The organism is Stenotrophomonas sp. STEN014 (assembly GCF_056760315.1).
Window position 1 is genome coordinate 371,985 of record NZ_JBRREN010000002.1, and the last position, 24,770, is coordinate 396,754.

Genomic DNA, 24,770 nt, shown 5'->3' on the forward strand with positions numbered 1-24,770 from the left:
GCTCACCACTCGATCTGCCCGCTGATCACCTGCTGCACCTCGCCGCCGATCCAGATATTGGAATCCCCGTCGACCTCCACCCGCACCTCGCCGGCGCGGCCCAGCTCGCGGCCCTGGCTGGCCAGGTACTGCTGGAACGGTTTGATCCGGCCGTGGGCCAGCAGGTGGGCGGCAACCAGCGCATTGGCGCTGCCGGTGACCGGGTCTTCGTTGATGCCCACGCCGGGGGCGAAGGCGCGCACCACATATTGATAGCCCACGTCCGGGCGGTCGGCGGCGGCGAACGCGGCCAGCTTGCCGCGTCCAGGCAGAGCGGCGATGGCGGCCAGCTCCGGCGTGTAGCGGCGCAGCGCGGCTTCGCTGCCGGCTTCCAGCAGCCACCAGTCCGGGCCGTTGTTCCACAGTTCCGGGCCATGGCCGGGCTTGGACAGCGTGGCCAGGCCTGCGGGCAGTGCCGGGACTTCGATGTCGCGACGTTCGGCCTGCGGGCTGCGCACATGGATCTGGCGGAACCAGCGCCCGCCCTGCACCCGCACCGGCAGCAGCCCGGCGGCGCACTGCTGGACCAGCTGGCCGGCGTCATCCGGTGTGGCCAGGCCCAGCTCGACCGCCGCCCAGGCCGCGCCGACACTGGGGTGGCCGGCGAACGGCAGTTCGCCCTTCGGGGTGAAGATGCGGATGCGGTAGCTGGCGCCCTGGTCCGGCGGCAGGAAGAAGATGGTCTCGGACAGGTTCAGCCAGGCGGCGATGGCCTGCATGGCGGCATCGTCCAGGCCCTCGCTGTCGACGATGACGCCCAGCGGGTTGCCGGCGCCCGGGCGGGCGGCGAAGACGTCCAGTTGCAGGTAGCGGCGTGCGGTCATGGCGGCTCGGAAGCAGAGGGGCCGGGCAGCTTAACAATCCGGGCCACGGGCGGGGATGACCGGGGTCGTTGCAGGTGCTACTTTCTGCGCCCCTGGAGGGGGATGGTATCGACCGTAATCAGCAATCCGGCCCCGCCGGCCTTGGCATAGAATCGGGAGTTCTGCCCGCGTTGCCGGGTCTTTCTCCCCCAAGTGAACCCCCCAAGCCAATGTCTGCTTCCCCTCGCGCTGATCGCTGGATCGTTCTGAAGTTCGGTGGCACCTCGGTGTCCCGTCGTCATCGTTGGAACACGATCGGGGAACTGGCGAAAAAACGGGCCGAGGAAACCGGCGGCCGGGTGCTGGTGGTGGTCTCGGCGCTGTCCGGCGTGACCAATGAACTGACCGCCATCGCCGATGGCGCAGCCGACAGCCGCCAGCGCGTGGCCGCGCTGGTCACCCGCCACAACGACTTCCTCGCCGAGCTGGAGCTGAGCCCCGAGGTGCTGGCCGGACGGCTGGCCGCACTGGCCGCGCTGCTTGACGACCCGCGTGCCGCAACCCGGCCGCTGGACTGGCAGGCCGACGTGCTGGGCCAGGGCGAGCTGCTCTCTTCCAGCATCGGCGCGGCCTACCTGCGCAGCAACGGACTGGATTTCGGCTGGATGGACGCCCGCGACTGGCTGCATGCGCAGCCGCCGGTGCCCAACCAGACCGCCTGGTCGCAACGGCTGTCGGTGAACTGCCAGTGGCAGGGCGATGCCGGCTTCAAGGCCCGCTTCGACGCCCAGCCCACGCGAATGCTGCTGACCCAGGGCTTCATCTCGCGCCATGCCGACGGCGGTACCGCCATCCTCGGCCGCGGTGGCTCGGACACCTCGGCCGCCTATTTCGGCGCGCTGCTCGGTGCCAGTCGCGTGGAGATCTGGACCGATGTGCCGGGCATGTTCAGCGCCAACCCGAAGGACGTGCCCGACGCCCGCCTGCTGACCCGGCTGGACTATTACGAGGCGCAGGAAATCGCCACCACCGGCGCCAAAGTGCTGCATCCGCGCTCGATCAAGCCGTGCCGCGATGCCGGCGTGCCGATGGCGATCCTCGATACCGAGCGCCCGCACATGCCGGGCACCAGCATCGACGGCGCCGCCGCGCCGGTGCCGGGAGTGAAGGCGATCAGCCGCCGCAACGGCATCGTGCTGGTGTCGATGGAAGGCATCGGCATGTGGCAGCAGGTCGGCTTCCTGGCCGAAGTGTTCGCGCTGTTTGCCAAGCACGGGCTGTCGGTGGACCTGATCGGTTCGGCCGAGACCAACGTCACCGTGTCGCTGGATCCGTCCGAGAACCTGGTCAATACCGACGTGCTGGCTGCGCTGTCGGCCGACCTGTCGCAGATCTGCAAGGTCAAGGTGATCGTGCCGTGCGCGGCCATCACCCTGGTCGGCCGTGGTATGCGTTCGCTGCTGTACAAGCTCTCGGACGTGTGGGCCACGTTCGGCAAGGAGCGCGTTCACATGATCTCGCAGTCCTCCAACGACCTGAACCTGACCTTCGTCATCGACGAGGCCGATGCCGACGGCCTGCTGCCGATCCTGCACGCCGAGCTGATCGACAGTGGCGCGATGCCGGTCTACGAGGAGCAGGTATTCGGCCCGCGCTGGCGCGAGATCATCGGCACGCTGCGGCCGCGGCCCACGCCGTGGTGGCAGGCACCGGGCAAGCGGGAGCAGCTGCTGGCGCTGGCCGCGCAGGGCACTCCGGCCTATGTCTACGACCTGGACAAGGTGCGCGAGCGCGCCGCCCAGCTCAAGGCCATTGCCGCGGTCGATCGCCGCTTCTATGCGATCAAGGCCAATCCGCATCCGCAGATCCTGCGCACGCTCGCCGCCGAAGGCTTCGGTCTGGAATGCGTGTCGCTGGGCGAGGTCGAGCATGTGTTCGCCTCGGTACCGGACATCGCGCCGGCGCGGGTGCTGTTCACGCCGAGCTTCGCACCGATCCACGAGTACCAGGCGGCGCTGGCGCGTGGCGTCACCGTCACCGTGGACAATGTCGAGCTACTGCGGCGCTGGCCGGAGGTGTTCCGTGGCCGCACGCTGTGGCTGCGTATCGATCTGGGCCACGGCGACGGCCATCACCAGAAGGTCAACACCGGCGGCAAGGAGGCCAAGTTCGGCCTCTCGGCACAGCGGGTGGGTGAATTCATGGCGCTGGCCGGCAGCCTGGATATCCGCATCAGCGGCCTGCACGCGCACCTGGGCAGCGGCATCGAGACCGGCGGCCACTGGAAGCAGATGGTCGACGAGATGGCCGGGTTCGCCCGCCGTATCGGCAGCGTGGAGATCCTCGATATCGGCGGCGGTCTGCCGATCCCGTACAGCGCCGATGACGAGCCGTTCGATCTGGACGCCTGGGCCACCGGGCTGGAAGAGATCAGGGCGGTGCACCCGCAGTTCCAGCTGGCGATCGAGCCGGGCCGCTTCCTCGTCGCCGAGGCCGGCGTGCTGCTGGCCCACGCCACCCAGGTGGTGGAGAAGGACGGCGTGCGCCGCGTCGGCCTGGATGCCGGCATGAACGCCCTGTTGCGGCCGGCGCTGTACGACGCCTGGCACGACATCGCCAACCTCGCGCGCCTGGAAGAGGCGCGCGACGTCGATTTCAGCGTGGTCGGCCCGATCTGTGAATCCAGCGACGTGTTCGCGCAGCGCGTGAAGCTGCCCTCGACCACCGCGCCGGGGGATGTGATGCTGATCGCCGATGCCGGCGCCTATGGTTTCAGCATGGCCAGCACCTACAACCTGCGCGCACTGCCGCGCGAGGCGGTCCTCGATGCGTGACAATCGCCTCCTGCCGCGAAAACTTTGTCGTCCGCCGCGCGCTGGTGCGCGGCGGTTCGTTTGATTCGGATACGCCATGACAGCTTTTGACAAAAACCAGGTTTCCCGCTTCCGCTTCATCCGCTGCGATTTTGCCGCGGATACCGGCGTGGCAAGACTGGTCTACGCCTTCGACGACGGCCCGGAGATGACCGAGACTGTCACCGTGCCGGGGGCGCCGTTCCAGCTGGAGGGCGAGCGTGCGGCGGCGGTGCAACGCGCGCTGCAGCTGCTGCATCTGATCGCCGGTGTCAGCTACTACAAGGCGGCAGTGCCGGCGCAGGTGAGCATCGACAGCTATGCGATCGATGCGGCCACCGCCACACTGGTGGAAACGGTGTATCTCAATGGTCTGGGCGAGTTCGCCTACCGCAATGGCCTGAACCTGCGCGGCCGCTTCACGCTGCCGGTGCAGGGCCAGACGGTGCCGGCGCCGGTGCTGGGCCTGCGCGAGCACGCGCTGGTGGCCATCGGCGGCGGCAAGGATTCGCTGGTCAGCATCGAGGCGCTGCGCCATGCCGGCGTGGCCGAGACGGTGACCTGGATCGGCGGCTCGCAGCTGATCCGCGCCTGCGCCGACCGCACCGGTCTGCCGACGCTCAATATCGGTCGCACGCTGGCCCCGGAGCTGTTCGAGCTCAACCGCCAGGGGGCCTGGAACGGCCATATCCCGGTGACCGCGGTGAACTCGGCGATCATGGTGCTGGCCGCGCTGGTGCAGGGCGTGGACCAGGTGGTGTTCTCCAACGAACGCTCGGCCAGTTACGGCAGCCAGATCGCCGGTACCGGCGAGGTCAACCACCAGTGGTCCAAGGGCTGGGCGTTCGAGCAGGCGTTCGGCGAGCATGTGCAGCAGCACGTGGCGGCCGACCTGCACTATTACTCGCTGCTGCGGCCGCTGTCGGAGCTGGCGGTGGCCCGCCAGTTCGCCAGGACCGACTACTACGACGCGCATTTCTCCAGCTGCAACCGCAACTTCCACATCCTCGGCGAGCGTCCGGTGAACCGCTGGTGCGGCGTCTGTCCGAAGTGTCACTTCGTGTTCCTGGCGCTGGCCCCGTTCATGCCCAAGACCCGGCTGGTGCGCATCTTCGGCCGCAACCTGCTCGATGACAGCGAACAGGCTGGCGGCTACGACGCGCTGCTGGAATTCGGCGACCACAAGCCGTTCGAGTGCGTGGGCGAGGGCAAGGAGTCGCGTGCGGCGATGGCCACGCTGGCCGCGCGTGCGGACTGGAAGGAAGACGTGCTGGTCAAGCGTTTCGCCAGCCTGATCCAGCCGACCCTGGCGGCGGACGAGCTGCAGATCGAACCGTTGCTGGTCATCGACGGCGAACACCGCATCCCGGCAGCCCTGTGGGAGCGTCTGCGTGCGAATTTCGCAGCTTGAAGGCAAGCGGGTTGCGTTGTGGGGCTGGGGGCGTGAGGGCCGTGCGGCATTTGCCGTACTGCGCCAGCGCCTGCCGCAACTGCCACTGACGCTGTTCTGTCCGCCGGCCGAGGCCGCGGCCGCGCGTGCCGAAACCGCGGGCGCGCTGCAGGTGGAAACCGACGTCACCGGCGCGGCGCTGGCGCGCTTCGAGGTGGTCATCAAGTCGCCGGGGATCAGCCCGTACAAGCCCGAGGCGCTGCAGGCGCAGGCACTGGGCACGCAGTTCATCGGCGGTACCGCGCTGTGGTTCAGCGAGCATGCCGGCCCTGACGGCACCTTGCCCGACACGGTGTGCGTGACCGGTACCAAGGGCAAGAGCACCACCACCTCGCTGCTGGCGCACCTGCTGCGCGCGGCCGGGCATCGCACCGGCCTGGCCGGCAATATCGGCCTGCCCCTGCTCGAAGCGTTGGATCCGCAACCGGCACCGGAATACTGGGCGGTGGAACTGTCCAGCTACCAGACCGGGGAAGTAGCGCGCAGTGGCGCGCGGCCGGATGTCGCCGTGGTGCTCAACATCTTTCCCGAACACCTGGACTGGCACGGCAGCGAACAACGCTATATCGACGACAAGCTGGCACTGGTGACCGGCGGTCATCCGCGGGTGGCCGTGCTCAATGCCGCCGACGCGCATCTGCGCGCGCTGCAATTGCCGCACAGCAAGATCGTCTGGTTCAACCAGCCTGAAGGCTGGCACATGGTCGGCGAGGTGGTGCATCGCGGCGCGCAGCCGGTGTTCGATACGGCGGATACGCCGCTGCCGGGCCGGCACAACCGCGGCAACCTGTGCGCGGTACTGGCCGCCATCGAAGCGCTGGGACTGGATGCCGTGGCCCTGGCGCCGGCAGTGCGGAGCTTCCGGCCGCTGCCCAACCGCCTGCAGCTGCTGGGCGAGCGCGATGGGCTGCGCTGGGTCAACGATTCGATCAGCACCACCCCGCATGCCTCGCTGGCGGCGCTGGACTGCTTTGCCGGGCAGCGCATCGCGCTGCTGGTCGGCGGCCACGATCGCGGCCTGGACTGGAGCGATTTCCTCGCGCACATGGCCCATGACGTGCCGCCGGTGGAGATCGTGACGATGGGCGGCAACGGCCCGCGCATCAACGACCTGCTGCGACCGCTGGCCGAGGCTGGCCGGTTCGGACTGCATGCGGCCGCCGATCTGCCGCAGGCAGTGGAACTGGCGCGTGCGGCACTGGGCGCGCAGGGCGGGGTGGTGCTGCTGTCACCGGGCGCGCCGAGCTTTGGCGCTTACAGCGACTACGTGGCGCGCGGCCGCCACTTCGCCGCGCTGGCCGGCTTTGATCCGGACAGCATCAGCGCCATTCCCGGGCTAGGCATCGGCTGAATCCCGGCAATCACCCGGGCTGGGGCCCGTCGGACTTAAACTCGGCGCACCCCTGAGCGGAGAAGTCCGATGCGAGCAGAACGGAAGTGGCCGGTGGCAGTGGCGGGCCTGTGGCTGGCGGTGGCATTGCCGGCCGCGGCGAAAATGCAGCAGCGCACGGTGGAATGGCAGCACGATGGCGCGTCGTACAGCGGCGTGCTGGTCTATGACGACGACGGTGACGCCCGCCGACCCGGTGTGGTGATGGTGCCCAACTGGCGTGGCGTGAACGCATCCGCCGTCGCCAAGGCCGGGCAGATTGCCGGTGATGACTATGTGGTGCTGGTGGCCGATGTCTACGGCAAGGACATACGACCCAAGGACAACACCGAAGCCGCTGCGGCCTCCAAACCCTTGCGCGATGACCGGGCCCTGCTGCGTGCCCGGGCCGGTGCGGCATTGCAGGCATTGGAGGCGCAGGCCGGCAAGGCGCCGCTGGACGCCGGCCGTATCGCCGCGGTCGGTTTCTGTTTCGGTGGCACCACGGTGCTGGAGATGGTGCGTGCCGGCCTGCCCTTGACCGGGGTGGTGAGTCTGCATGGCGGCCTGTCCACCCCGAGTCCGGCGCCGGCAGGCAGCGGCAAGGTACCGATCCTGGTCCTCAACGGGGCCGCCGATCAGGGGGTAACGGGCGAGGACATCGCCGCGTTCGTCAAGGAGATGGACAGCGCCGGTGCGGATTGGCAGTTCGTCAATTTCAGCGGAGCGGTGCACTGCTTTGCCGAGTCCGATGCCGACAGCCCGCCGGGCTGCCTGTACGACCCGCGCGCAGCCAAGCGGGCCTGGAAGATGATGGACAATTTCCTGGAAGAACGCCTGGGCGACTGACCGCGCGCGGAGGGCGGAACCGCAGCAGCCGCAAGACCGGCCTCTGTCTGGTCGCTGCGGCAGGGTGGTGCGCGCGGGTACGGTGCCGTGGTTGGCCGTGGGTGGTACCCGGCCGTGGTGGTTTCGGCACCCGTGGCCCCAGGCCACGCCGCGCTGCGCCTACCGCGATCGGGCTTTTGCCGCCGCGATCGCGCCGCTGATCGCCGCCCGCGCCTGCGGACTGTTGCGCCAGCAGCTGCTGCCCAGCATCGCGGCGGCCTGGCTGACGATATCGCCGGGCTGGGCCTGTGCCAGCTGGGGCAGGGAGGTGAATCCCAATTGTTCCAGCCGGGCCACCACGGTGGCGCCGACGCCGTATACCGCCAACAGCACCTGGCGTTCCTCATCGCTGAAACCGGCGGTGCTCACGGCTCAGTGGCCGCGTTCGACCGCATAGCGGGCCAGCCCGCGCAAGGCGGCCACAGCCGGATTCTCGGCCAGGCCTTCGAGTGCGGCTTCGGCCGCCTCGGCGTACTGGCGGGCGCGCTGGCGACTGTAGTCCAGGCCACCGGTGGCCTGGATAGCGGCCAGAACTTCGGGCATCGCGCTGGCCTCGCCGTTCTGCACGATCTCGCGCAGGCGCTGGCGGGTGGCCTCATCGGAATGGGCCATGGCGTGGATCAGCGGCAGCGTGGCCTTGCCTTCGGCCAGATCGTCGCCCAGGTTCTTGCCCAGCTCCTCGGCGTTGGCCGAGTAGTCCAGCACGTCGTCGGCGATCTGGAAGGCGTAGCCCAGGTGCATGCCGTAGTCGTACAGCGCCTGCTGGGTGGCCTCGTCCACGCCACTGGCCAGTGCGCCCAGGCGGGTACCGGCGGCGAACAGCACCGCGGTCTTGCGTTCGATCACCCGCAGGTAGGCGGCCTCGTCGGTATCCGGGTTGTGCACGTGCAGCAGCTGCAGCACCTCGCCTTCGGCGATGCGGTTGGTGGTGTCGGCCAGGATGCGCATGACCGGCATGCGGTCCAGCTCGACCATCAGCTGGAAGCTGCGCGAGTACAGAAAGTCGCCGACCAGCACGCTCGGGGCATTGCCCCACAGCGCGTTGGCGGTGCTGCGGCCGCGGCGCAGATCCGACTCGTCGACCACATCGTCATGCAGCAGGGTCGAGGTGTGGATGAACTCGATGATCGCCGCCAGCTGGTGGTGCTCCGGACCGGCACCGCCGACCGCGTGACCGGCCAGCATCACCAGCATCGGCCGCAGGCGTTTGCCGCCGGCGGAGATGATGTGGTCAGCGATCTGGTTGATCAGCACCACGTCCGAGGACAGACGGTGGCGGATCAGGGCATCGACGGCGTCCATGTCCGGTGCCGCAAGGGTCTGGATGGCAGGCAGGCCCAGCGCGGGGCGGATATGTTCGGCGATGCTCATAGGAATACTTCGGAGGGTGCCCCGGGATTATAGGCGGTGCGGAGGCAAGCGGCCCGCGGCGGCGGAAACCCCCACTGCACGCAGTGAATACGTATGCAAGCGGCACCGTCGACAAAGCGTCGACGCTAAGCTGGCCGGCATACGTTCTGCGGCCCCTTCCGGGGCATTTGAAGCCCGTAGGGGGGCGCTTGATGTCGAAGATTTCCTGGTGGCGCGGCGCCGTCATCTACCAGATTTATCCCCGCAGCTACCTGGACAGCGATGGCGACGGTGTGGGTGACCTGCCGGGCATCATCGAGCGGCTGGATTACATCGCCTCGCTGGGCGTGGACGCGATCTGGGTCTCGCCGTTCTTCAAGTCGCCGATGGCCGATTTCGGCTATGACATCGCCGACCAGCGCGATGTGGATCCGCTGTTCGGCAGCCTGGACGATTTCGACCGGCTGCTGGCCAAGGCGCATGCGCTGGGGCTGAAGGTGATGATCGACCAGGTGTTCAGCCACACCTCGGTGGAACACGCCTGGTTCAAGGAAAGCCGGCAGAGCCGCGACAACCCCAAGGCCGACTGGTATGTGTGGGCCGATGCGCGCGAGGACGGTACGCCGCCGAACAACTGGCTGTCGATCTTCGGCGGCGTGGCCTGGCGCTGGGAACCGCGCCGCCGCCAGTACTACCTGCACAATTTCCTGTCCTCGCAGCCGGATCTGGATTTCCACAATCCGGCCGTGCAGCAGGCCACGCTGGATTACGTGAAGTTCTGGCTGGACCGTGGCGTGGACGGCTTCCGCCTGGATTCGATCAACTTCTGCTTCCACGACGCGCAGTTGCGCGACAATCCGCCCAAGCCGGAAAGCGAGCGCGTGGGCCGCGGCTTCAGCCCGGACAATCCGTACGCGTTCCAGTACCACTACTACAACAACACCCGGCCGGAGAACATCGGCTTCCTCGAGCGTCTGCGCGCGTTGCTGGACCAGTATCCGGGCGCGGTGACGCTGGGCGAGATCTCCTCGGAGGATTCGCTGGCCACCACCGCCGAGTACACCGCGCCGGGCCGCCTGCACATGGGTTACAGCTTCGAGCTGCTGGTCGATGACTACAGTGCGGCCTACATCCGCGGCACGGTGGAGAAGCTGGAAGCCACGATGCGTGACGGCTGGCCGTGCTGGGCGGTGTCCAACCATGACGTGCAGCGGGCGGTGACGCGCTGGGGCGGCCATCCGGCCAACCCCCAGCTGGCCAAGATGCTGGTTGCGCTGGTGTGTTCGCTGCGCGGCTCGGTGTGCATCTACCAGGGCGAGGAGCTGGGCCTGGGCGAGGCGGATGTGCCGTTCGAGGCGCTGCAGGATCCGTACGGGATCACCTTCTGGCCGAATTTCAAGGGCCGCGACGGCTGCCGCACGCCGATGCCGTGGAGCGATGGTGACGTGGCCGGCTTCAGCACGGGCAAGCCGTGGTTGCCGATTCCGGCCGAACACCGTGCGCTGTCGGTGCAGGCGCAGGAAGCCGATGCCGGTTCGGTGCTGCACGCGTTCCGCGCGTTCCTGGCCTGGCGCAAGGCGCATCCGGCGCTGGTGGAGGGCGGAATCCGGTTCATCGACAGCACCGAGCCGGTGCTGATGTTCGAACGCCAGCTCGGTGACGAGGTGCTGCTGTTGGCGTTCAATCTCTCCGCTCAGTCGCAGCGCCAGCCCCTGCCGGCGGGCACATGGCAGGCGCTGGAGCTGCCGGGGCCGGCGTCAGGCGGCCTCGAGGCCGGTGAACTGGTGTTGCCTGCGCACGCGGTGTATTGCGCGCGGCGCAGCTGAGGCAAGTTGCTCTTTCCTGTGGAGGGCGGAGATCACATCTCCGCCTTTTTTTTGCGTCTGTTCCAGGCGCGATTGCGCGCCCGGGAAACGTCCGCTGTCTGCCCGTTGTGATCTTGAGATCGTGCGCCAAGGTGCTCATGGCATTGCCGGAGGGAAGCACGCTTCCGCGGCGGACGTGTTCCGCAAGAGGTCTGGCTTGCCGCGCTTTCTGTCGACGGGCACTGCCGGCCCGAGCTTGTGTGGTGGCCGATGGGTTCCCCACCGTCCGCGCGATGTCGCTTCGGCACAGCCGCGCGGACCACAGATGAGGGGCCACCGCCCGGCAAGTCACGCACTTTGGCAACATCGGTCTGGTCCGTCGACGCCCAGGATGCAGTGTGCGGGCGTGATCCCGGTGCGCGGTACGTTGCCGGGCAGCCCCGATGTCGCAGGGGCGGGGCATTGCAGGTCCCGCAAACGGCAGAGCCCGCTGCGTGAACAGCGGGCTCTGCCGATCAACCAGGGTGTCCCGGATCAGAACTTGTAGTTCACACCCACCTGGTAGGTGCGGCCCCATTCCACGGTTTCCAGCGGACGGTCCTTGGTGCCGGCGTAGGTCTCGTACTTGGAGTTGGTAAGGTTGCTGGCCTGCAGGAACAGGCTCAGGCCCTGGAACAGGCTGCCGTCGCCGAAGCTGTAGCCCACCTGCGCATCCAGCACGTCCTCGCCCTTGACGTAACGCAGGGTACGGTTGCCGTTGAAGTTGCCGATCTCGCCGATGAAGTCCGAACGCTTGCGCTGGTTCAGGCGCACTTCGAAGCCGTTGTTCTCGTAGTAGGCGGTGAAGTTGTACACACGCTTGGACAGGCCCGGCAGCATGATCGGCTCGGAGCCCACGCTGGAGGTGGTGCCCGGATCCGGCGGGATGGAGATGTTGCTGTCGTTGAAGCTGGCGCTGGCGACCACACCGAAGCCACGCAGGCCGTCGAAGAACAGGTCCAGCGGCAGCGACGCGGTCAGCTCGGCACCGCGCAGGCTGCCACCGTTGCCGTTGAACGGCGCGGTGTAGTAACCGGTCTTGTCGACCACGATGCCCGGCGGCAGGGTGATGGCGTTGGCCTGCAGCCACGCGTCGACCTGCTGGGTGAAGTCATAGCCATCGCGCTTTTCGGTGTAGATGTAGGTCTTCAGGTCCTTGTAGAACACCGCGGCGGCCACGTAGGCCTTGTTGCCGAAGTACTTTTCCCAGGACAGGTCCACCGCGTTGGCCACCCACGGGTCCAGGTTCGGGTTGCCGCCACTGGCGCCGGGCTTGCCGATGTTGGTGTCCACGCCGAATTCCATCGACGCGCGCAGCTCGTCCACGCGCGGTCGTGCGACCTGGCGGGCCAGGGCGAAGCGCACCGTGTTCTCGGCCGGCAGTTCGAAGGCCAGATTCAGGCTGGGCAGGAAGTCCAGATAGCTCTTGCCTTCGTTGATCGGTATGACCTGGCTGCCGACCGGCTGCCCGCCATCCCAGTAGTTCGAGCTGGAGGACTGGCGTACGTGCTGGGCCTGCAGGCCGACGTTGCCGCGCACCGGAATCGAGCCGATCTGGGTGCTGATGTTGGCGCGCAGGAAGGTGGTGGTGATCTCCTCGTCCACCGTCCACTGCTTCGGGATCAGGTAGCTTTCGGTGGTGGTCGGATTGAACACCATGTAGCGGTCCACGGCAGCGGGCACATTCCAGGCCGGGATGTAGCCGGCGCCGGCAAAGCCCAGGTTGACCGGTTTGTACTGCAGGTCGGCGGCGATGCTGGTGACGCCCTGCGCGCCGAGGTTGATGTTGCCTTCGGCCTGGGTCTTGTTCTTGCTGCGGTCGGCGTAGTTCACGCCGACGTCGAAGTCGGAGAACCAGCTGAAGCCTTCCGGCACCGGGAAGGTGGCCGCCAGCTTGACGCCCTTGAGCTCATCATCGACATGCGGGGTCTTGCCATAGCCCGAGCCGTAGATGGTGTTGGTCAGGTAGAGCTTGCTGAAGTCCGAATAGTCGCGGCCCGGCGTGAACTGCGGGAAGTTGCCGCCGGCGAAATTCAACGTCACCGAATCCAGCATCGGGGCAGGCAGCAACTGCAGGTTGTTTTCCAGATTCAGCTCGTCGCGCTCGGCCTTGGACCAGCTGAGGTCGGCCACCACGCGCACATCGCCGAAGGTGAATTCGTTGTTCCAGCCCAGCGCCTTGATGCTGTCTTCGCGGCGGTTGTACATGCCGCGCACCAGCGGATAGACGTTGTGCGCCGTGCCGCTGACGAAGCTGCCGTTGCTGTTGACCACCACGTCGGTGACGTTCAAGCGGTCGTAGCCGCCGTTGTAATCGCCCAGATGGATTTCCAGCTGGTTGGCGGTGTCGTATTCCTTGGCCTTGGTGTAGAACGCGTCCAAGGTGCTGGTCCAGCTGTTGTTCGGCCGGAACTGCACGGTGGCCATCACGCCGTCACGCTTGGCGTGGCCGGTGCGGCGCAATGCCTTGATGCCATCGGAATAGTAGGTGCCGGCGGCGACGCCCGGGCGCCAGTTGTCGCCGATGGCCTGCCAGGGCTCGTACAGGCCGACCTGGTTCTCCTGCTTGGACATTTCCGAGTGGGAGTAGCCGATCGCCAGGCCGAGCGTGTCGTCGGCGAACTTGTCCACGAAGCTGGCATTGATCCGGTTGCCGTACGGGTCTTCGCCGGCGGCCTCACCCAGCGAGTTTTTCTGGTAGCGGCCGCTGACGGCGATCACGCGGTCAACGTAGCTGAGCGGACGCACGGTCTGCATGTCCAGCGTGCCGGACAGGCCCTGGCCGACCAGGCCGGCGTCGGGGGTCTTGTACACCGTCACGCCGCTGATCAGTTCCGACGGGTACTGGTCGAACTCGACGCTGCGGTTGTCGCCGGTGCTGACCATCTCGCGACCATTGAGCAAGGTGGTGGCGAAGTCGGGCGACAGGCCGCGCACGCTGATGACCTGGGCGCGGCCGGCGACGCGCTGGGCGGCCAGACCGGGCAGGCGGGCGATCGATTCGGCGATGCTCACGTCCGGCAGCTTGCCGATGTCCTCGGCCGAAATGGCCTCCACGATCGAGGTGGAATCCCGCTTGACCGAGATCGCGCTTTCGATGCCGCGACGGATGCCGGTGACGGTGACGGTATCCAGATCGGTGGCTTCCGCCTTCGTCTCGGGCTTGCTCTGCGCCTCGGCCGTCTGTGCGTGTGCACTGGTGGCGCCCAACGTGATGGCCGAAGCCAGTGCCACGCTCAGCAGATTGCGTTTGGTGTTCAACATGCTCCCCTCTCCCAGGTGATGTCGGTTGGTTGTAGCCAGTCGCCCCAGACAGGTGTCGGGGGCGTGTCGCGTTTGTTTTTTTCGCAGCGTGCGACTGTCTGGCATGGTAATCAGCGGACCCCGCGGCGGGACCGGCCTGCATACGTATTCAATGCCGTGCAATGCCGGCACGCGAGTCTGAAAACGCTTTCGCCGGTGAGGGCGGATACGGAACGACCGCCTGCGGCTTGATCCTTGCGTTTCAGGCCTCGGGCAGGGCTCAGTCCAGCGGCACAAAGCGCACGGCCATGCCGCCACCGGCCGCCAGCGCAATGCGCAGCGGATCGCCGCTGCGGACCTCCCGCGTTTCGGTGGCGAAGGCGAATGGCGCCGTTTCCCAGTGCGCGCCGTCGCCGTCGCGGTAGATCTGCGCCCGGTAGCGGCGGCCCGGATCGAGGAAGGACAGTGGCACGTCCAGCGTCTGCGGCTGTTCGCTGCCGACGCTGCCGAGGAACCATTCCTCGCCGCCCCGCACCTTGCGCGCGAAGGTCACGTACTGGCCGATTTCGCCATTGAGCACGTGGCTTTGCTCCCAGTCCACCGCCACGTCCTTGATGAACTGGAAGGCGTCCGGGTGCTGGGCGTAGTGTTCGGGCAGGTCGGCCACCATCTGGATGGGGCTGTACAGCACCACATACAGCGCCAGCTGCTTGGCCAGCGTGCTGCGCAGCGGCAGGCCATTGCGTCCCTTGAGGCTGACGATGCCCGGGGTGTAGTCCATCGGCCCGGCCAGCATGCGGGTGAACACCAGCGTGGCTTCATGTCCCGGCGGATTGGGCGGATTGCCCCAGGCGTTGAACTCCATGCCGCGAGCCCCTTCACGTGACACCCAGTTCGGATAGGTGCGACGCAGGCCGGTGTCCTTGATCGGCTCGTGCGCGTTGATCGCGATATGTTTTTCCGCCGCCTGCCGCACCACGCGCAGGTGGTGGTTGCTCATCCACTGGCCCTCGTGCCACTCGCGCAGGATCGGGCCCCCGGCCCGGTCCTGGCGCTGGATGTCGCCGGCGTCGCAGACGTAACCGGTCTTGATCACATCCACACCGTTGCGCGCGTAAAGCTCCAGCGCCGCGGGCAGCTGGCGCTCGTAATGGCTTACCGCGCAGGCGGTCTCGTGGTGGCCGATCAGGTGCACGCCCCTGGCCGCGCCGTAGCGTGCCAGTGCCGGCAGGTCGAAGTCGGCGGTGGCGCGGGTGAAATCGAAGGCCTGGCCGTTGGCGAACCAGTCGCCGTCCCAGCCGGTGTTCCAGCCTTCCACCAGTACGCCGCGGAAACCGTTGGCGGCGGCGAAGTCGATATAGCGGCGGGTGTTGGCGGTGGTGGCGCCGTGGCGCGGGCCGGTGCCCCAGGTCTCGGTCTCCAGATGCAGCGACCACCACACCCCCACGTATTTGGCCGGGGTGAACCAGCTCACATCGCCCAGCGCGTTGGGTTCATTGAGGTTGAGGATCAGGCTGGATTCGGCCAGCTCGGCGGCGGTTTCGCCGATGGTGATGGTCCGCCACGGCGTGTGGAAGGGCAGCGAGCGCTGCACCGGTGCGCCGTTGCCGGAAGGCGTGAGCGCGGCATGCAGGACATCGCCGTCGCCGCGCGCCAGATTCATGCCGGCATAGTCCACCAGCGCGGCCTCGTGCAGGGAAATGTGCAGGCCGTTGTCGCTGCGCAGGGTCAGCGGCGTCTGCGCGATGCCCACTTCCTTCAACGGCGTCTGGTGATACAGGTATTCCTCGCGGTTCCATTCGAACGCCGGAATCCACCAGGCGGTGGCCGGGTGGGCCAGCGCGAACTCGGTCAGCTCGGCCTGTACCGTGACCTGTTCCATCGCCGCCTGTTGCGGGAATTCGTAGCGGAAGCCGACGCCGTCGTTGTGGACGCGGAACACCACCTCGAACTGGCGTGCGTAGTCGCGGCCGGCGCCGGGCTTCTCGCTGAAGCGGGTGCGCAGTTCGTTGTAGTGGTTGCGGGTCAGGCGGCGTTCGCCCCAAGGCTGCTCCCAGGTCTCATCGACGCTGCGCTGCGACTGCGCGGTCAGCGCGATGTTGCGCTCCAGGCGTCCGTCGCCGAGCAGCATGCCCAGCCGCGAGGGAGCGATGACCGGATCACCGTTGCGCTCCACCCGGTAGGACAGGCGTCCCTCGTGCTGGGATTGGACGATCACCGCGAGCGCGCCGTCCGGCGAGGTGACGCGCGCCAGGTCGGCCGCCTGCACGCTCTGTGCGCTGGACAGCAGCAGCGCCAGGCCGGCAGGCGAAAGCAGTCGGAAGAAAATGGAAAGTCGGTCGGCCATCTGGATATGTGCTCCGGGGTCTGGTCGGCGACCGCGCGTGGCGCGCGGGCCATCCGGCCACTATTCCCGTTCCGCTGCGGTGGTGGGTGCTGGCGGGCATTGAATACGTATGCAACGGCGGTGCGTATCGCCGGTAGGGCCTCTACCATGGCCGCAGCGCATCCGCGCCCAAATCGCATCCGTGATTCCCGGAGGGGGGAAGCGCTTGATGAAAAGCAAACCGCAGCTGTCGTTCTGGCAGATCTGGAACATGTGCTTCGGCTTTCTGGGGATCCAGTTCGGCTTCGCGCTGCAGAACGCCAATGCCAGTCGCATCTTCGAGACGCTCGGTGCGCCGATGGACGCGGTGCCGGGATTGTGGATCGCCGCGCCACTGACCGGCCTGCTGGTGCAGCCGGTGGTTGGCTACTTGTCCGACCGCACCTGGACGCGCTGGGGCCGCCGCCGTCCCTACTTCATGATCGGCGCGGTGCTGACCACGCTCGCGTTGCTGGTCATGCCCAACTCGCCGACCCTGTGGATCGCCGCCGGCACGCTGTGGGTGCTCGATGCCTCGATCAACATCTCGATGGAGCCGTTCCGCGCTTTTGTCGGCGACCAGCTCTCGCCCAGGCAACGCCCGGCCGGCTTCTCGATGCAGAGCTTCTTCATCGGCGTGGGCGCGGTGGTGGCCAGCTTCCTGCCCTTCATCCTGGCCCGTTTCGGCGTGGCCAATACGGCCGGTCCGGGCGAAGTACCCGATACGGTGCGCTATGCCTTCTATTTCGGCGCCGTGGTGTTGCTGCTGGCGATGAGCTGGACGGTGTTCAGCACGCGCGAGTATTCACCGGCCGAACTGGCCGGTTTCGATGACGCCGAGCCGTCGCCGGTGCATGCCGCACAGCGTGTCGGTGACCTGCCGCAATGGCGCCAGATCGGTCTATGGCTGGGCCTGGGTGTGGTGCTGGCGGCGTTGATCGCGTGGCGGCAAGGCGATCGCATGCTCTACGTGCTGGCCGGGCTGTGTGCCAGCTACGGTCTGTTGCTGGCAGTGGCGCGGGTGCTGCCCGGCACCCATATGCTGGCCACCATCGTCGACGATCTGCGCCGCATGCCCGGCACGATGCGGCGCCTGGCGTGGGTGCAGTTCTTCTCGTGGTTTGCGCTGTTCGCCATGTGGATCTATACCACCGCGGCGGTGGCCGGCACGCACTTCGGCTCCACCGATACGCAGTCAGCGGCCTACAACGAGGGCGCCAACTGGGTGGGCGTGTTGTTCGGCGCTTACAACGGCTTCGCCGCCGTGGCGGCGCTGGTCATCCCGCTGATGGTGCGCGCCATCGGCCTGCGCTGGAGCCACCTGGTCAATCTGTGGCTGGGCGGGCTGGGCCTGATCTCGCTGATGCTGATCAAGGACCCGCATTGGCTGTTGCTGTCGATGGTCGGCGTCGGCTTTGCCTGGGCCTCGATCCTGTCCTTGCCCTATGCCCTGCTGTCAGACAGCGTGCCGGCGGCCAAGATGGGCGTGTACATGGGCATTTTCAATTTCTTCATCGTGATCCCGCAGCTGGTCGCGGCCAGTGCCTTGGGTTTTGCCCTGCGCAACTGGCTGGGCGGTGACCCCATCCACGTGCTGGTGCTGGGGGGTTGCAGCCTGTTCGTGGCCGGGCTGTGTGTATTGCGGGTTCCGTCGCAACCGGAGGTGGTGTGATGCGCAGGCGTTTGGCAGCAGCGGTTGGGCTGGCTTGGGTGGCGGGGACGGCGTTGGCCGGCAACCGGCCGGACTACATCGGTACCACCGAGCCGTTCGCCAGCGAGGCGGTGTACTTCGTGGTCACCGACCGTTTCGTCAATGGCGATACCAGCAACGACCATCGCGACCAGGGCGGCGAGCACCCGACCTTCGATATTCCGGTGCCATGCCCGGACAAGGTTGACGGCAACATCGGTTACCTCGGCGGCGACTTCAAGGGCGTGCTGGACAACGCCGATTACATCCGCCAGCTCGGCTTCGGCGCGGTGTGGATCACGCCCATCATCGACAATCCCGACCAGGCCTTCACCGGCAGCAAGCCGATCAGCTGCAGCAGCACGCTGACCGACCGTGGCAAGACCGGCTACCACGGTTACTGGGGCATCAACTTCTACAAGCTGGACGAGCACCTGCCCAGCCAGGATCTGGATTTTGCCGGGCTGACCCGTGGCCTGCACGACGCCGGGCTGAAAGTGGTGCTGGATATCGTCGGCAACCACGGCTCGCCGGCCTGGACCATGCCCAAGCGGCAGCCCCAGTTCGGCCAGCTCTTCGACAAGGACGGCACGCTGATCGCCGACCACCAGAACCTGCCGCCGGACAGGCTCGACCCGCAGCACAACCCGCTGCATGCGTTCTACAACAACATCGGCCCGGTCGATGGCAGCCAGGGCTCGATCTTTGACGGCAATCTGGCCGAGCTGGGCGACTTCAACGAACACAACCCGGCGGTGATGGACTATCTGGTCGGCGCCTACCTGCAGTGGACCGCACAGGGCGTGGACGCGCTGCGGATCGACACCATCGGCTGGTTGCCGCATCCGTGGTGGCATGAATTCGTCGCGCGCATCCGCGCACAGCACCCGGGCATGTTCATGTTCGGCGAGGCCTTCGACTACGACGCGGCCAAGATCGCCGAGCACACCTGGCCGGCCAATGCCCATGTCAGCGTGCTGGATTTCCCGCTGCGCGGTGCGCTTTCGTCCGTGTTCGGCCGAGAGCGGAAAGGCTTCGAGGCGCTGGCCGAGCCGCTGCATCTGACCGGTGGCCCCTACGCCAATCCGTACGAGTTGATGAGCTTCTACGACAACCACGACATGGCGCGGCTGGATGCCAGTGATGCCGGTTTCATCGACGCCCACAACTGGCTGTTCACCGCCCGCGGCATCCCGGTGCTGTACTACGGCTCGGAAACCGGCTTCATGCGCAGCCGGGCCGAGCACGCCGGCAATCGCGCCTACTTCGGCCAGGAACGCGTGGATGCGGCGCCGGACAGTCCGATTTTCGGCCCGCTGCAGCGGATCGCGCGGCTGCGCCAGGCCACCCCGGCGCTGCAACGCGGCCTGCAGGTCAACGAGCGGCTGCAGGCGGATCAGGCGGTGTTCTATCGCGTGCTGCAGCACGGCGATACCGCGCAGACCGCGCTGGTGCTGCTGAACAAGGGCGACACCGCCGCGACGTTCGAGGTCAGCCGCTACCTGCAGCCCGGGCAGTGGCGCGACGCGCTGGACGGCCGCACGCTCACGCTCACGCGCGCGCTCAAGACCGAGGTGCCGGCCCATGGCGTGAAGGTGTTCGTGCTGGACGGGGCGGTGCGGCAGGCCGAACTGCAGGCCGAACTGGCCGCGGCGATGGCCGACCAGCAGGCGCGCACGCAGCGGTTGGGGCGCTGAGCCGCGGCGATGGAGGCCCCTGCCGCGAGGCAGGGGCTGCAGCGGCGGCGCCCGCTACAATCAGCGCCCCCCGCAATCCCGGCCTCACGCATGAACGAGCTCCCCCCGCAGACCCCGATCGAAACGCTGTTGCGCACCGCGATGGACGGCAAGCTGCCGATCAAGGCGTTCATGCAGGTCTTCGTCGCCTCCGATGTGGTGCTGCTGACCGGCAGCCTGGTCACCCCCGATGGCAGCGGCTTCGATCCGCTGCTGTTCGACAAGCAGGGCGTGCTGCATGTGGCGGTGTTCACCGACATGGCGCGGGTCGGCTATTTCCCGCAGCAGGCGCCGCACACCCTCCGCATGCTGATGCTCGAGGTGCTGCGGCGCGTGCCCGGCGGCTATGGTGTGGTGATCAACCCGGGCACGACGCTGGGCTTTGAGATCGCGCCGGCCGGCGTGCTGGAAATCCTCAAGGACTTCAGCTGAGTCCGCCGCGCGAGGATTCGCGCACCACCAGCTTGACCGGGATGTTGATGCCTTCCACCGGCTCGCGTGCGATCAGCCCCAGCAGCCGTTCCACCAGCAGCTGACCGGCCTGTTTGGTGTCCTGCTGCACGGTGGTCAACGCCGGCGACACCGAGGCGGCCAGCGGGATGTCGTCAAAACCGGTGACCCGCACGTCCTCGGGCACCCGCAGGCCGTGTTCACGCAGCCCCCGCAGCGCGCCGATGGCGATCAGGTCGCTGGCCGCGCAGATCGCATCGAACGGCTGGCCGCGTGCCAGCAGGGCCATGCAGGCGGCGTGGCCGGAGTCCTCGGTGGTGATCGCGTCGTGCTGCAGGCCCGCATCCGGTTCCAGCCCGCGCGCGCGCAGCGCCTGGCCATGACCGCGGTAGCGCTCGGCGAACTCCGGGTAGTGGCTGGAGGCGTGGCCGAGGAAGGCGATGCGCCGGCAGCCGGCGTCCAGCAGATGCGCGGTGATGTCGAAGCCGCCCTGGAAATTGTCGCTGCCCACCGAAACCCCGGGCTGGCCGGGCAGGGCGGCGCCCCAGCGCACGAAATGGGTGCCCTGTTCGACCAGCCGCTGCAGCCGTTCCTCCGATTCGTGGTAATCGCCATAGCCCAGCAGGATGATGCCGTCGGCCTTGTTGCTGTCCTCGAAATCGGCATGCCAGTCGCTGGACAGCTGCTGGAAGGAGACCAGCAGATCCAGCCCGTTCAGCGCGCAGGCGCGAGTGATCGAGCCCAGCATCGAGTGGAAGAACGGATTGATCAGCGAGTCGTCCGGGGTCGGATCCTCGAAGAACAGCAGCGCCAGCGTGCCGGACTGCTGGCAGCGCAGGCTGGAGGCGTTCTTGTCGACCTTGTAGTTCAGCTGCCGGGCGATCTCCAGGATGCGCTTGCGGGTGTCGGCATTGACCATCGGGCTGCCACGCAGCGCCCGCGAGACCGTCGGCTGCGACACCCCGGCCAGGTGCGCGATATCCAGTGAGGTGGCCTTGCCCTTGATGATCATTGGCGACACTTGCCTGAAGACGCCGGGCATCATGCCACGGGCCACCGCTGGCCGGGGCCGTGCCGGGGGTGGGGCTTGTCCCACACGGGGCTGGCCGCCCACCTGATACCCGCCCGCGCCGGGACGTTATAATCTGCCGGCTATTGCCCGCATCCGGCGGGTGGACCCCAACGGAAGAGTAGGAACCCTATGGCCCGCGGCATCAACAAAGTCATCCTCGTCGGCAATCTCGGCAACGACCCGGACACCAAGTACACCCAGGCGGGCATGGCGATCACCCGCATCAGCCTGGCCACCACCAGCGTGCGCAAGGACCGCGACGGCAACAACCAGGAGCGCACCGAATGGCACCGCGTGGTGTTCTTCGGCAAGCTCGGCGAGATCGCCGGTGAATACCTGCGCAAGGGCAGCTCGGTCTACGTCGAGGGCGAGCTTCGCTATGACAAGTACACCGGCCAGGACGGGGTGGAGAAATACACCACCGATATCGTCGCCAACGAAATGCAGATGCTTGGCGGCCGTGGTGAAGGCGGCGGTGGCATGGGCGGCGAGCGTCCGCAGCGCCAGTCGGCACCGCGCCCGCAGGGCGGCGGCCAGGGCGGCTACGGCAACCAGGACCAGGGCGGCGGCTACGGCGGTGGCCAGCGCCAGCAGCGTCCGGCTCCGGCCCAGCAGCAGTCGGCTCCGCCGCCGATGGACGATTTCGCCGACGACGACATTCCGTTCTGATCGACGCGTCGCAGCGATGACATCGAAGGGGTCTGTGGCAGCCGCCACAGGCCCCTTCTCCGTTCATGGCCCGATCGGGCGGCGGGTGGCCTCAGGCCCGTTCGTACCAACCGCGTGAGCGGTTGACGATGCGGACCACCGACAGCATTACCGGCACTTCGATCAGCACCCCGACCACGGTTGCCAGCGCCGCTCCGGAGTGGACCCCGAACAGGCCCACGGCGGTGGCCACGGCCAGTTCGAAGAAGTTGCTGGCCCCGATCAGGGCCGACGGCCCGGCCACGCAGTGGGCGACACCCAGCCGACGGTTGAGCAGATAGGCCAGCCCCGCGTTGAAATAGACCTGGATCAGGATCGGCACCGCGATCAGCGCGATGATCAGCGGCTGGCGGACGATCTGTTCGCCCTGGAAGCCGAACAGCAGCACCAGGGTCAGCAGCAGCGCCGCCAGTGACACCGGGCCGAGTGTCCGCAGGGCCGCTTGCAGGCCCGGCTCACCGGCGCGGGCGAGGATCCAGCGCCGCAGCAGGGCGGCGACCATCACCGGGACAAGGATGTACAGGCCCACCGACAGGAGCAGCGTGTTCCACGGCACGGTGATCGCCGACAGGCCCAGCAGCAGGGCCACGACCGGCGCGTAGGCCAGCACCATGATGGCGTCGTTCAGCGCCACCTGGCTGAGCGTGAAGTTGGCATCGCCCCGGCACAGGTTGCTCCAGACAAAGACCATGGCCGTGCAGGGCGCCGCCGCCAGCAGGATCAGGCCGGCGATGTAGCTGTCGACCTGTCCGGCAGGCAGCCAGTCGGCGAAGGCGTGCCGCAGGAACAGCCAGCCCAGCAGCGCCATCGAGAACGGTTTGACCGCCCAGTTGATGAACAGCGTGACGCCGATTCCTTTCCAGTGCCGGCCGATCTGGTGCATCGCGCCGAAATCCACCTTCAGCAGCATCGGGATGATCATCAGCCAGATCAGCACGGCGACCGGCAGATTGACCTTGGCCACCTCGGCCGATGCCAGCAGCGCGAATGCCCCGGGAAAATAGTGGCCGAGCACGGTGCCGGCCACGATGCACAGGGTCACCCAGAGGGTCAGGTGACGTTCGAACCGTCCCATGGCCGCGGGGGCGCTCATGCGCGGCGGTCGCCGGGTTGCAGCAGGCCGATCTGGTCCAGTGCCTGCTGCAACGGCGCGCGCGCGGCCCAGAGCGTTGCCGGCAAGGCCAGCAATGCCTGCAGTCGCGCCTTGATGATGGCGTGGGCCTGCGCGAACGCCTCGGCCTTTTCGGCATCAGTACCCTGGACCGCCGCCGGATCGGGCAGGCCCCAGTGGGTGCGGACGAAATCGCCAAACACCACCGGACATGTCTCGGCAGCGGCGGCATCGCAGACGGTGATCACCACGTCCATCGGCGCGCCGTCGGCGAACTCGTCCCAGGATTTGCTGCGCAGTCCGGCCGTCGCAATGCCTTCGGCCTGCAACTGGGCCAGGGCGAAGGGGTTGATCTGGCCGGTGGGCTGGCTGCCGGCGCTGAACGCTTCGAACCGCTGGCCGGCCCAGGCCCGGAGTGTGGCTTCGGCAAGCACGCTGCGGGCCGAATTGCCCGTGCACAGGAACAGTACGCGTTGGGTGGTCATAAGGAATGAATCTCCGCTCAGCAGGCGCAATCAGGGGGTGTGGGGCTGCAGTCGGGGCTGGGGGCGCCCGCGCAACAGTTGTGGGTGAGGTAGGCGATCAGGTCGTTCATCGCGCTGAAATTGGCGCGGTAACAGACGTTGCGGCCCTGGTTCTCGCTCTGCAGCAGGCCGGCGAGCAGCAGTTCCTTCAGGTGGAAGCTGAGCGTGGCCGGCGGCACCTGCAGGGCCGCGGCGATGTCGCCGGCCACGCGACCGGCCGGGCCGGCCTCGACCAGCAGCCGGAACGCGGCCAGACGGGTGGCATGACCCAGGGCGGTCAGGGCGGCGATTGCGGTTTTTGTTTCCATATCTCTAGAATAGTCGAATGAATAAGCTGACCACCAGTCCCCCGTTGCCAAATCTGATCCCGGCCTCGTTGCCGCTGCCCGACCACGCTTTGCTGGGCGTCGAACGCGCCGGGCCGCCGCGCATCCTGCTGCTGTATGGCTCGCTGCGCCCGCAGTCCTTCAGTCGCAAGCTGGCGCTGGAGGCCGAGCGTCTGCTGCGTCACCTGGGCTGCGAGACCCGGGTGTTCGATCCGCACGCGCTGCCGATGCTCGACAGCGTCGGCAAGGACCACCCGGAAGTGCAGCGGCTGCGCGAGTGGTCGCAGTGGGCCGAAGGGCATGTCTGGGTCAGCCCGGAGCGGCATGGCACCGTCACCGGCGTGTTCAAGAACCAGATCGACTGGCTGCCGCTGGAAGATGGCAGCGTGCGCCCGACCCAGGGCAAGACCCTGGCGGTGATGCAGGTGTGCGGCGGTTCGCAGTCGTTCAACACGGTCAACACGCTGCGCGTGCTGGGCCGCTGGATGCGCATGCTGACCATCCCCAACCAGTCCTCGGTGGCCAAGGCCTGGCAGGAGTTCGACGAGGACGGGCGGATGAAACCCTCGCCGTTCTACGACCGGGTGGTGGACGTGGTTGAGGAGCTGGTCAAGTTCACCCTGCTCACGCGCGGCCGGGCGGACTATCTGGTGGACCGCTACAGCGAGCGCAAGGGCGACCTTCAGGCCGCCGCACTCGCCGCCGCGTCCGGCGCGGTCGCGCCGCGCTGACCCGGTCGAACCGTCGATCCCACAGGGGGAAAGTGGTCACAGGGCGCATAGCTGGGCGCACAGGCCTCCGCCAGCGGGCGTGCTGGAGAGGAGAAACCGGTTCGCACGAATGGCGGCACGAGGCAGCGCCGGGGTGTCTACAGCGCCTGATGACGATGGCAGTCGAAGTCGCACGGGGTATGCCAGCGACGGCTGCGGCGGGCCGAGAATCGGTGTTTA

Annotated in this window: 19 protein-coding genes; 10 read left to right on the plus strand and 9 right to left on the minus strand. The window is 67.5% G+C overall.

Annotated features, from left to right (window positions below; all coding sequences use genetic code 11):
- Nucleotides 1-2: 2 nt before the first annotated feature.
- Complete coding sequence (locus ACVOMC_RS04465) at nt 3-863, minus strand: PhzF family phenazine biosynthesis protein (protein ID WP_481522960.1); 861 nt, start codon at nt 861-863, stop codon at nt 3-5.
- A gap of 209 nt (nt 864-1,072) precedes the next feature.
- Between ACVOMC_RS04465 and ACVOMC_RS04470 the strand changes: the two genes are divergently transcribed.
- The 4 genes from ACVOMC_RS04470 to ACVOMC_RS04485 all read left to right on the plus strand — a co-directional run bounded on the left by ACVOMC_RS04470 (nt 1,073) and on the right by ACVOMC_RS04485 (nt 7,362).
- A complete protein-coding gene (locus ACVOMC_RS04470) occupies nt 1,073-3,676 on the plus strand; it encodes a bifunctional aspartate kinase/diaminopimelate decarboxylase (RefSeq protein ID WP_481522961.1) in 2,604 nt (867 codons plus the stop codon).
- 76 nt (nt 3,677-3,752) lie between these two features.
- Complete coding sequence (gene murL, locus ACVOMC_RS04475; protein ID WP_481522962.1) at nt 3,753-5,105, plus strand: UDP-N-acetyl-alpha-D-muramoyl-L-alanyl-L-glutamate epimerase; 1,353 nt, start codon at nt 3,753-3,755, stop codon at nt 5,103-5,105.
- On the plus strand, nt 5,086-6,495 hold the full coding sequence (murD, locus tag ACVOMC_RS04480) for a UDP-N-acetylmuramoyl-L-alanine--D-glutamate ligase (RefSeq protein WP_481522963.1): 1,410 nt from the start codon (nt 5,086-5,088) through the stop codon (nt 6,493-6,495). The genes murL and murD overlap by 20 nt, the downstream gene beginning before the upstream one ends.
- A 69-nt stretch (nt 6,496-6,564) precedes the next feature.
- Nucleotides 6,565-7,362, plus strand: coding sequence for a dienelactone hydrolase family protein (locus tag ACVOMC_RS04485; RefSeq protein WP_481522964.1), 798 nt, complete (start codon nt 6,565-6,567; stop codon nt 7,360-7,362).
- A gap of 159 nt (nt 7,363-7,521) precedes the next feature.
- Here ACVOMC_RS04485 and ACVOMC_RS04490 read toward each other — a convergent pair whose 3' ends face one another.
- Both ACVOMC_RS04490 and ACVOMC_RS04495 read right to left on the minus strand, forming a co-directional pair.
- Nucleotides 7,522-7,770: a hypothetical protein gene (locus tag ACVOMC_RS04490; RefSeq protein ID WP_057506435.1), complete on the minus strand. Its 249-nt coding sequence runs from the start codon at nt 7,768-7,770 to the stop codon at nt 7,522-7,524.
- Nucleotides 7,771-7,773: 3 nt separating this feature from the next.
- Entirely contained in the window at nt 7,774-8,772 is a 999-nt protein-coding gene (locus tag ACVOMC_RS04495) for a polyprenyl synthetase family protein (RefSeq protein WP_057506436.1), read from the minus strand.
- Nucleotides 8,773-8,963: 191 nt separating this feature from the next.
- Here ACVOMC_RS04495 and ACVOMC_RS04500 point away from each other — a divergent pair, with 191 nt between their 5' ends.
- Nucleotides 8,964-10,577, plus strand: a complete 1,614-nt coding sequence (locus ACVOMC_RS04500; RefSeq protein ID WP_057506437.1) for an alpha-glucosidase family protein — start codon at nt 8,964-8,966, stop codon at nt 10,575-10,577.
- 513 nt (nt 10,578-11,090) lie between these two features.
- On the opposite strand, the gene ACVOMC_RS04505 is transcribed toward ACVOMC_RS04500, so the two are convergent.
- On the minus strand, nt 11,091-13,859 hold the full coding sequence (locus tag ACVOMC_RS04505; protein ID WP_481522965.1) for a TonB-dependent receptor: 2,769 nt from the start codon (nt 13,857-13,859) through the stop codon (nt 11,091-11,093).
- 259 nt (nt 13,860-14,118) lie between these two features.
- Complete coding sequence (locus tag ACVOMC_RS04510) at nt 14,119-16,185, minus strand: glycoside hydrolase family 97 protein (protein ID WP_481522966.1); 2,067 nt, start codon at nt 16,183-16,185, stop codon at nt 14,119-14,121.
- A 208-nt stretch (nt 16,186-16,393) separates the two neighbouring features.
- On the opposite strand from ACVOMC_RS04510, the gene ACVOMC_RS04515 reads away from it, so the two are divergent.
- The 3 genes from ACVOMC_RS04515 to ACVOMC_RS04525 all read left to right on the plus strand — a co-directional run bounded on the left by ACVOMC_RS04515 (nt 16,394) and on the right by ACVOMC_RS04525 (nt 20,061).
- Nucleotides 16,394-17,875, plus strand: a complete 1,482-nt coding sequence (locus ACVOMC_RS04515; protein ID WP_481522967.1) for an MFS transporter — start codon at nt 16,394-16,396, stop codon at nt 17,873-17,875.
- Complete coding sequence (locus ACVOMC_RS04520; RefSeq protein ID WP_481522968.1) at nt 17,875-19,590, plus strand: alpha-amylase family glycosyl hydrolase; 1,716 nt, start codon at nt 17,875-17,877, stop codon at nt 19,588-19,590. The genes ACVOMC_RS04515 and ACVOMC_RS04520 overlap by 1 nt, the downstream gene beginning before the upstream one ends.
- A 90-nt stretch (nt 19,591-19,680) precedes the next feature.
- Nucleotides 19,681-20,061 (plus strand): SseB family protein, encoded by a 381-nt coding sequence (locus tag ACVOMC_RS04525; RefSeq protein ID WP_481522969.1) that lies wholly within the window; start codon nt 19,681-19,683, stop codon nt 20,059-20,061.
- Here ACVOMC_RS04525 and ACVOMC_RS04530 read toward each other — a convergent pair.
- Nucleotides 20,054-21,091, minus strand: a complete 1,038-nt coding sequence (locus ACVOMC_RS04530; protein WP_481522970.1) for a LacI family DNA-binding transcriptional regulator — start codon at nt 21,089-21,091, stop codon at nt 20,054-20,056. The two genes, ACVOMC_RS04525 and ACVOMC_RS04530, sit on opposite strands and share 8 nt — an antisense overlap.
- A 189-nt stretch (nt 21,092-21,280) precedes the next feature.
- On the opposite strand from ACVOMC_RS04530, the gene ACVOMC_RS04535 reads away from it, so the two are divergent.
- Nucleotides 21,281-21,820 carry a single-stranded DNA-binding protein gene (locus tag ACVOMC_RS04535; protein WP_481522971.1) on the plus strand — a complete coding sequence of 180 codons (540 nt, stop codon included), beginning with the start codon at nt 21,281-21,283 and terminating at the stop codon, nt 21,818-21,820.
- 91 nt (nt 21,821-21,911) lie between these two features.
- Here ACVOMC_RS04535 and arsB read toward each other — a convergent pair whose 3' ends face one another.
- The 3 genes from arsB to ACVOMC_RS04550 are packed head-to-tail and all read right to left on the minus strand — an operon-like array spanning nt 21,912 to nt 23,802.
- On the minus strand, nt 21,912-22,934 hold the full coding sequence (arsB, locus tag ACVOMC_RS04540) for an ACR3 family arsenite efflux transporter (protein WP_481523067.1): 1,023 nt from the start codon (nt 22,932-22,934) through the stop codon (nt 21,912-21,914).
- 14 nt (nt 22,935-22,948) lie between these two features.
- Nucleotides 22,949-23,455, minus strand: a complete 507-nt coding sequence (locus ACVOMC_RS04545; RefSeq protein ID WP_054660600.1) for an arsenate reductase ArsC — start codon at nt 23,453-23,455, stop codon at nt 22,949-22,951.
- A gap of 17 nt (nt 23,456-23,472) precedes the next feature.
- Nucleotides 23,473-23,802 (minus strand): ArsR/SmtB family transcription factor, encoded by a 330-nt coding sequence (locus ACVOMC_RS04550; protein WP_481522972.1) that lies wholly within the window; start codon nt 23,800-23,802, stop codon nt 23,473-23,475.
- Nucleotides 23,803-23,819: 17 nt separating this feature from the next.
- On the opposite strand from ACVOMC_RS04550, the gene arsH reads away from it, so the two are divergent.
- Complete coding sequence (gene arsH / locus ACVOMC_RS04555; RefSeq protein ID WP_054660886.1) at nt 23,820-24,551, plus strand: arsenical resistance protein ArsH; 732 nt, start codon at nt 23,820-23,822, stop codon at nt 24,549-24,551.
- The last annotated feature ends 219 nt before the right edge of the window (nt 24,552-24,770 follow it).

Bases quoted from the DNA above. Each gene is read 5' to 3' on its own strand.
- ACVOMC_RS04470 (WP_481522961.1), top strand. From the start codon at position 1,073: ATGTCTGCTTCCCCTCGCGCTGATCGCTGGATCGTTCTGAAGTTCGGT.
- ACVOMC_RS04505 (WP_481522965.1), bottom strand. From the start codon at position 13,859: ATGTTGAACACCAAACGCAATCTGCTGAGCGTGGCACTGGCTTCGGCC.
- ACVOMC_RS04550 (WP_481522972.1), bottom strand. From the start codon at position 23,802: ATGGAAACAAAAACCGCAATCGCCGCCCTGACCGCCCTGGGTCATGCC.
- arsB (WP_481523067.1), bottom strand. From the start codon at position 22,934: ATGGGACGGTTCGAACGTCACCTGACCCTCTGGGTGACCCTGTGCATC.
- ACVOMC_RS04515 (WP_481522967.1), top strand. From the start codon at position 16,394: ATGAAAAGCAAACCGCAGCTGTCGTTCTGGCAGATCTGGAACATGTGC.
- murL (WP_481522962.1), top strand. From the start codon at position 3,753: ATGACAGCTTTTGACAAAAACCAGGTTTCCCGCTTCCGCTTCATCCGC.
- ACVOMC_RS04485 (WP_481522964.1), top strand. From the start codon at position 6,565: ATGCGAGCAGAACGGAAGTGGCCGGTGGCAGTGGCGGGCCTGTGGCTG.
- ACVOMC_RS04465 (WP_481522960.1), bottom strand. From the start codon at position 863: ATGACCGCACGCCGCTACCTGCAACTGGACGTCTTCGCCGCCCGCCCG.
- ACVOMC_RS04500 (WP_057506437.1), top strand. From the start codon at position 8,964: ATGTCGAAGATTTCCTGGTGGCGCGGCGCCGTCATCTACCAGATTTAT.
- ACVOMC_RS04495 (WP_057506436.1), bottom strand. From the start codon at position 8,772: ATGAGCATCGCCGAACATATCCGCCCCGCGCTGGGCCTGCCTGCCATC.
- ACVOMC_RS04530 (WP_481522970.1), bottom strand. From the start codon at position 21,091: ATGATCATCAAGGGCAAGGCCACCTCACTGGATATCGCGCACCTGGCC.
- ACVOMC_RS04510 (WP_481522966.1), bottom strand. From the start codon at position 16,185: ATGGCCGACCGACTTTCCATTTTCTTCCGACTGCTTTCGCCTGCCGGC.
- ACVOMC_RS04535 (WP_481522971.1), top strand. From the start codon at position 21,281: ATGGCCCGCGGCATCAACAAAGTCATCCTCGTCGGCAATCTCGGCAAC.
- ACVOMC_RS04520 (WP_481522968.1), top strand. From the start codon at position 17,875: ATGCGCAGGCGTTTGGCAGCAGCGGTTGGGCTGGCTTGGGTGGCGGGG.
- ACVOMC_RS04525 (WP_481522969.1), top strand. From the start codon at position 19,681: ATGAACGAGCTCCCCCCGCAGACCCCGATCGAAACGCTGTTGCGCACC.
- ACVOMC_RS04545 (WP_054660600.1), bottom strand. From the start codon at position 23,455: ATGACCACCCAACGCGTACTGTTCCTGTGCACGGGCAATTCGGCCCGC.
- arsH (WP_054660886.1), top strand. From the start codon at position 23,820: ATGAATAAGCTGACCACCAGTCCCCCGTTGCCAAATCTGATCCCGGCC.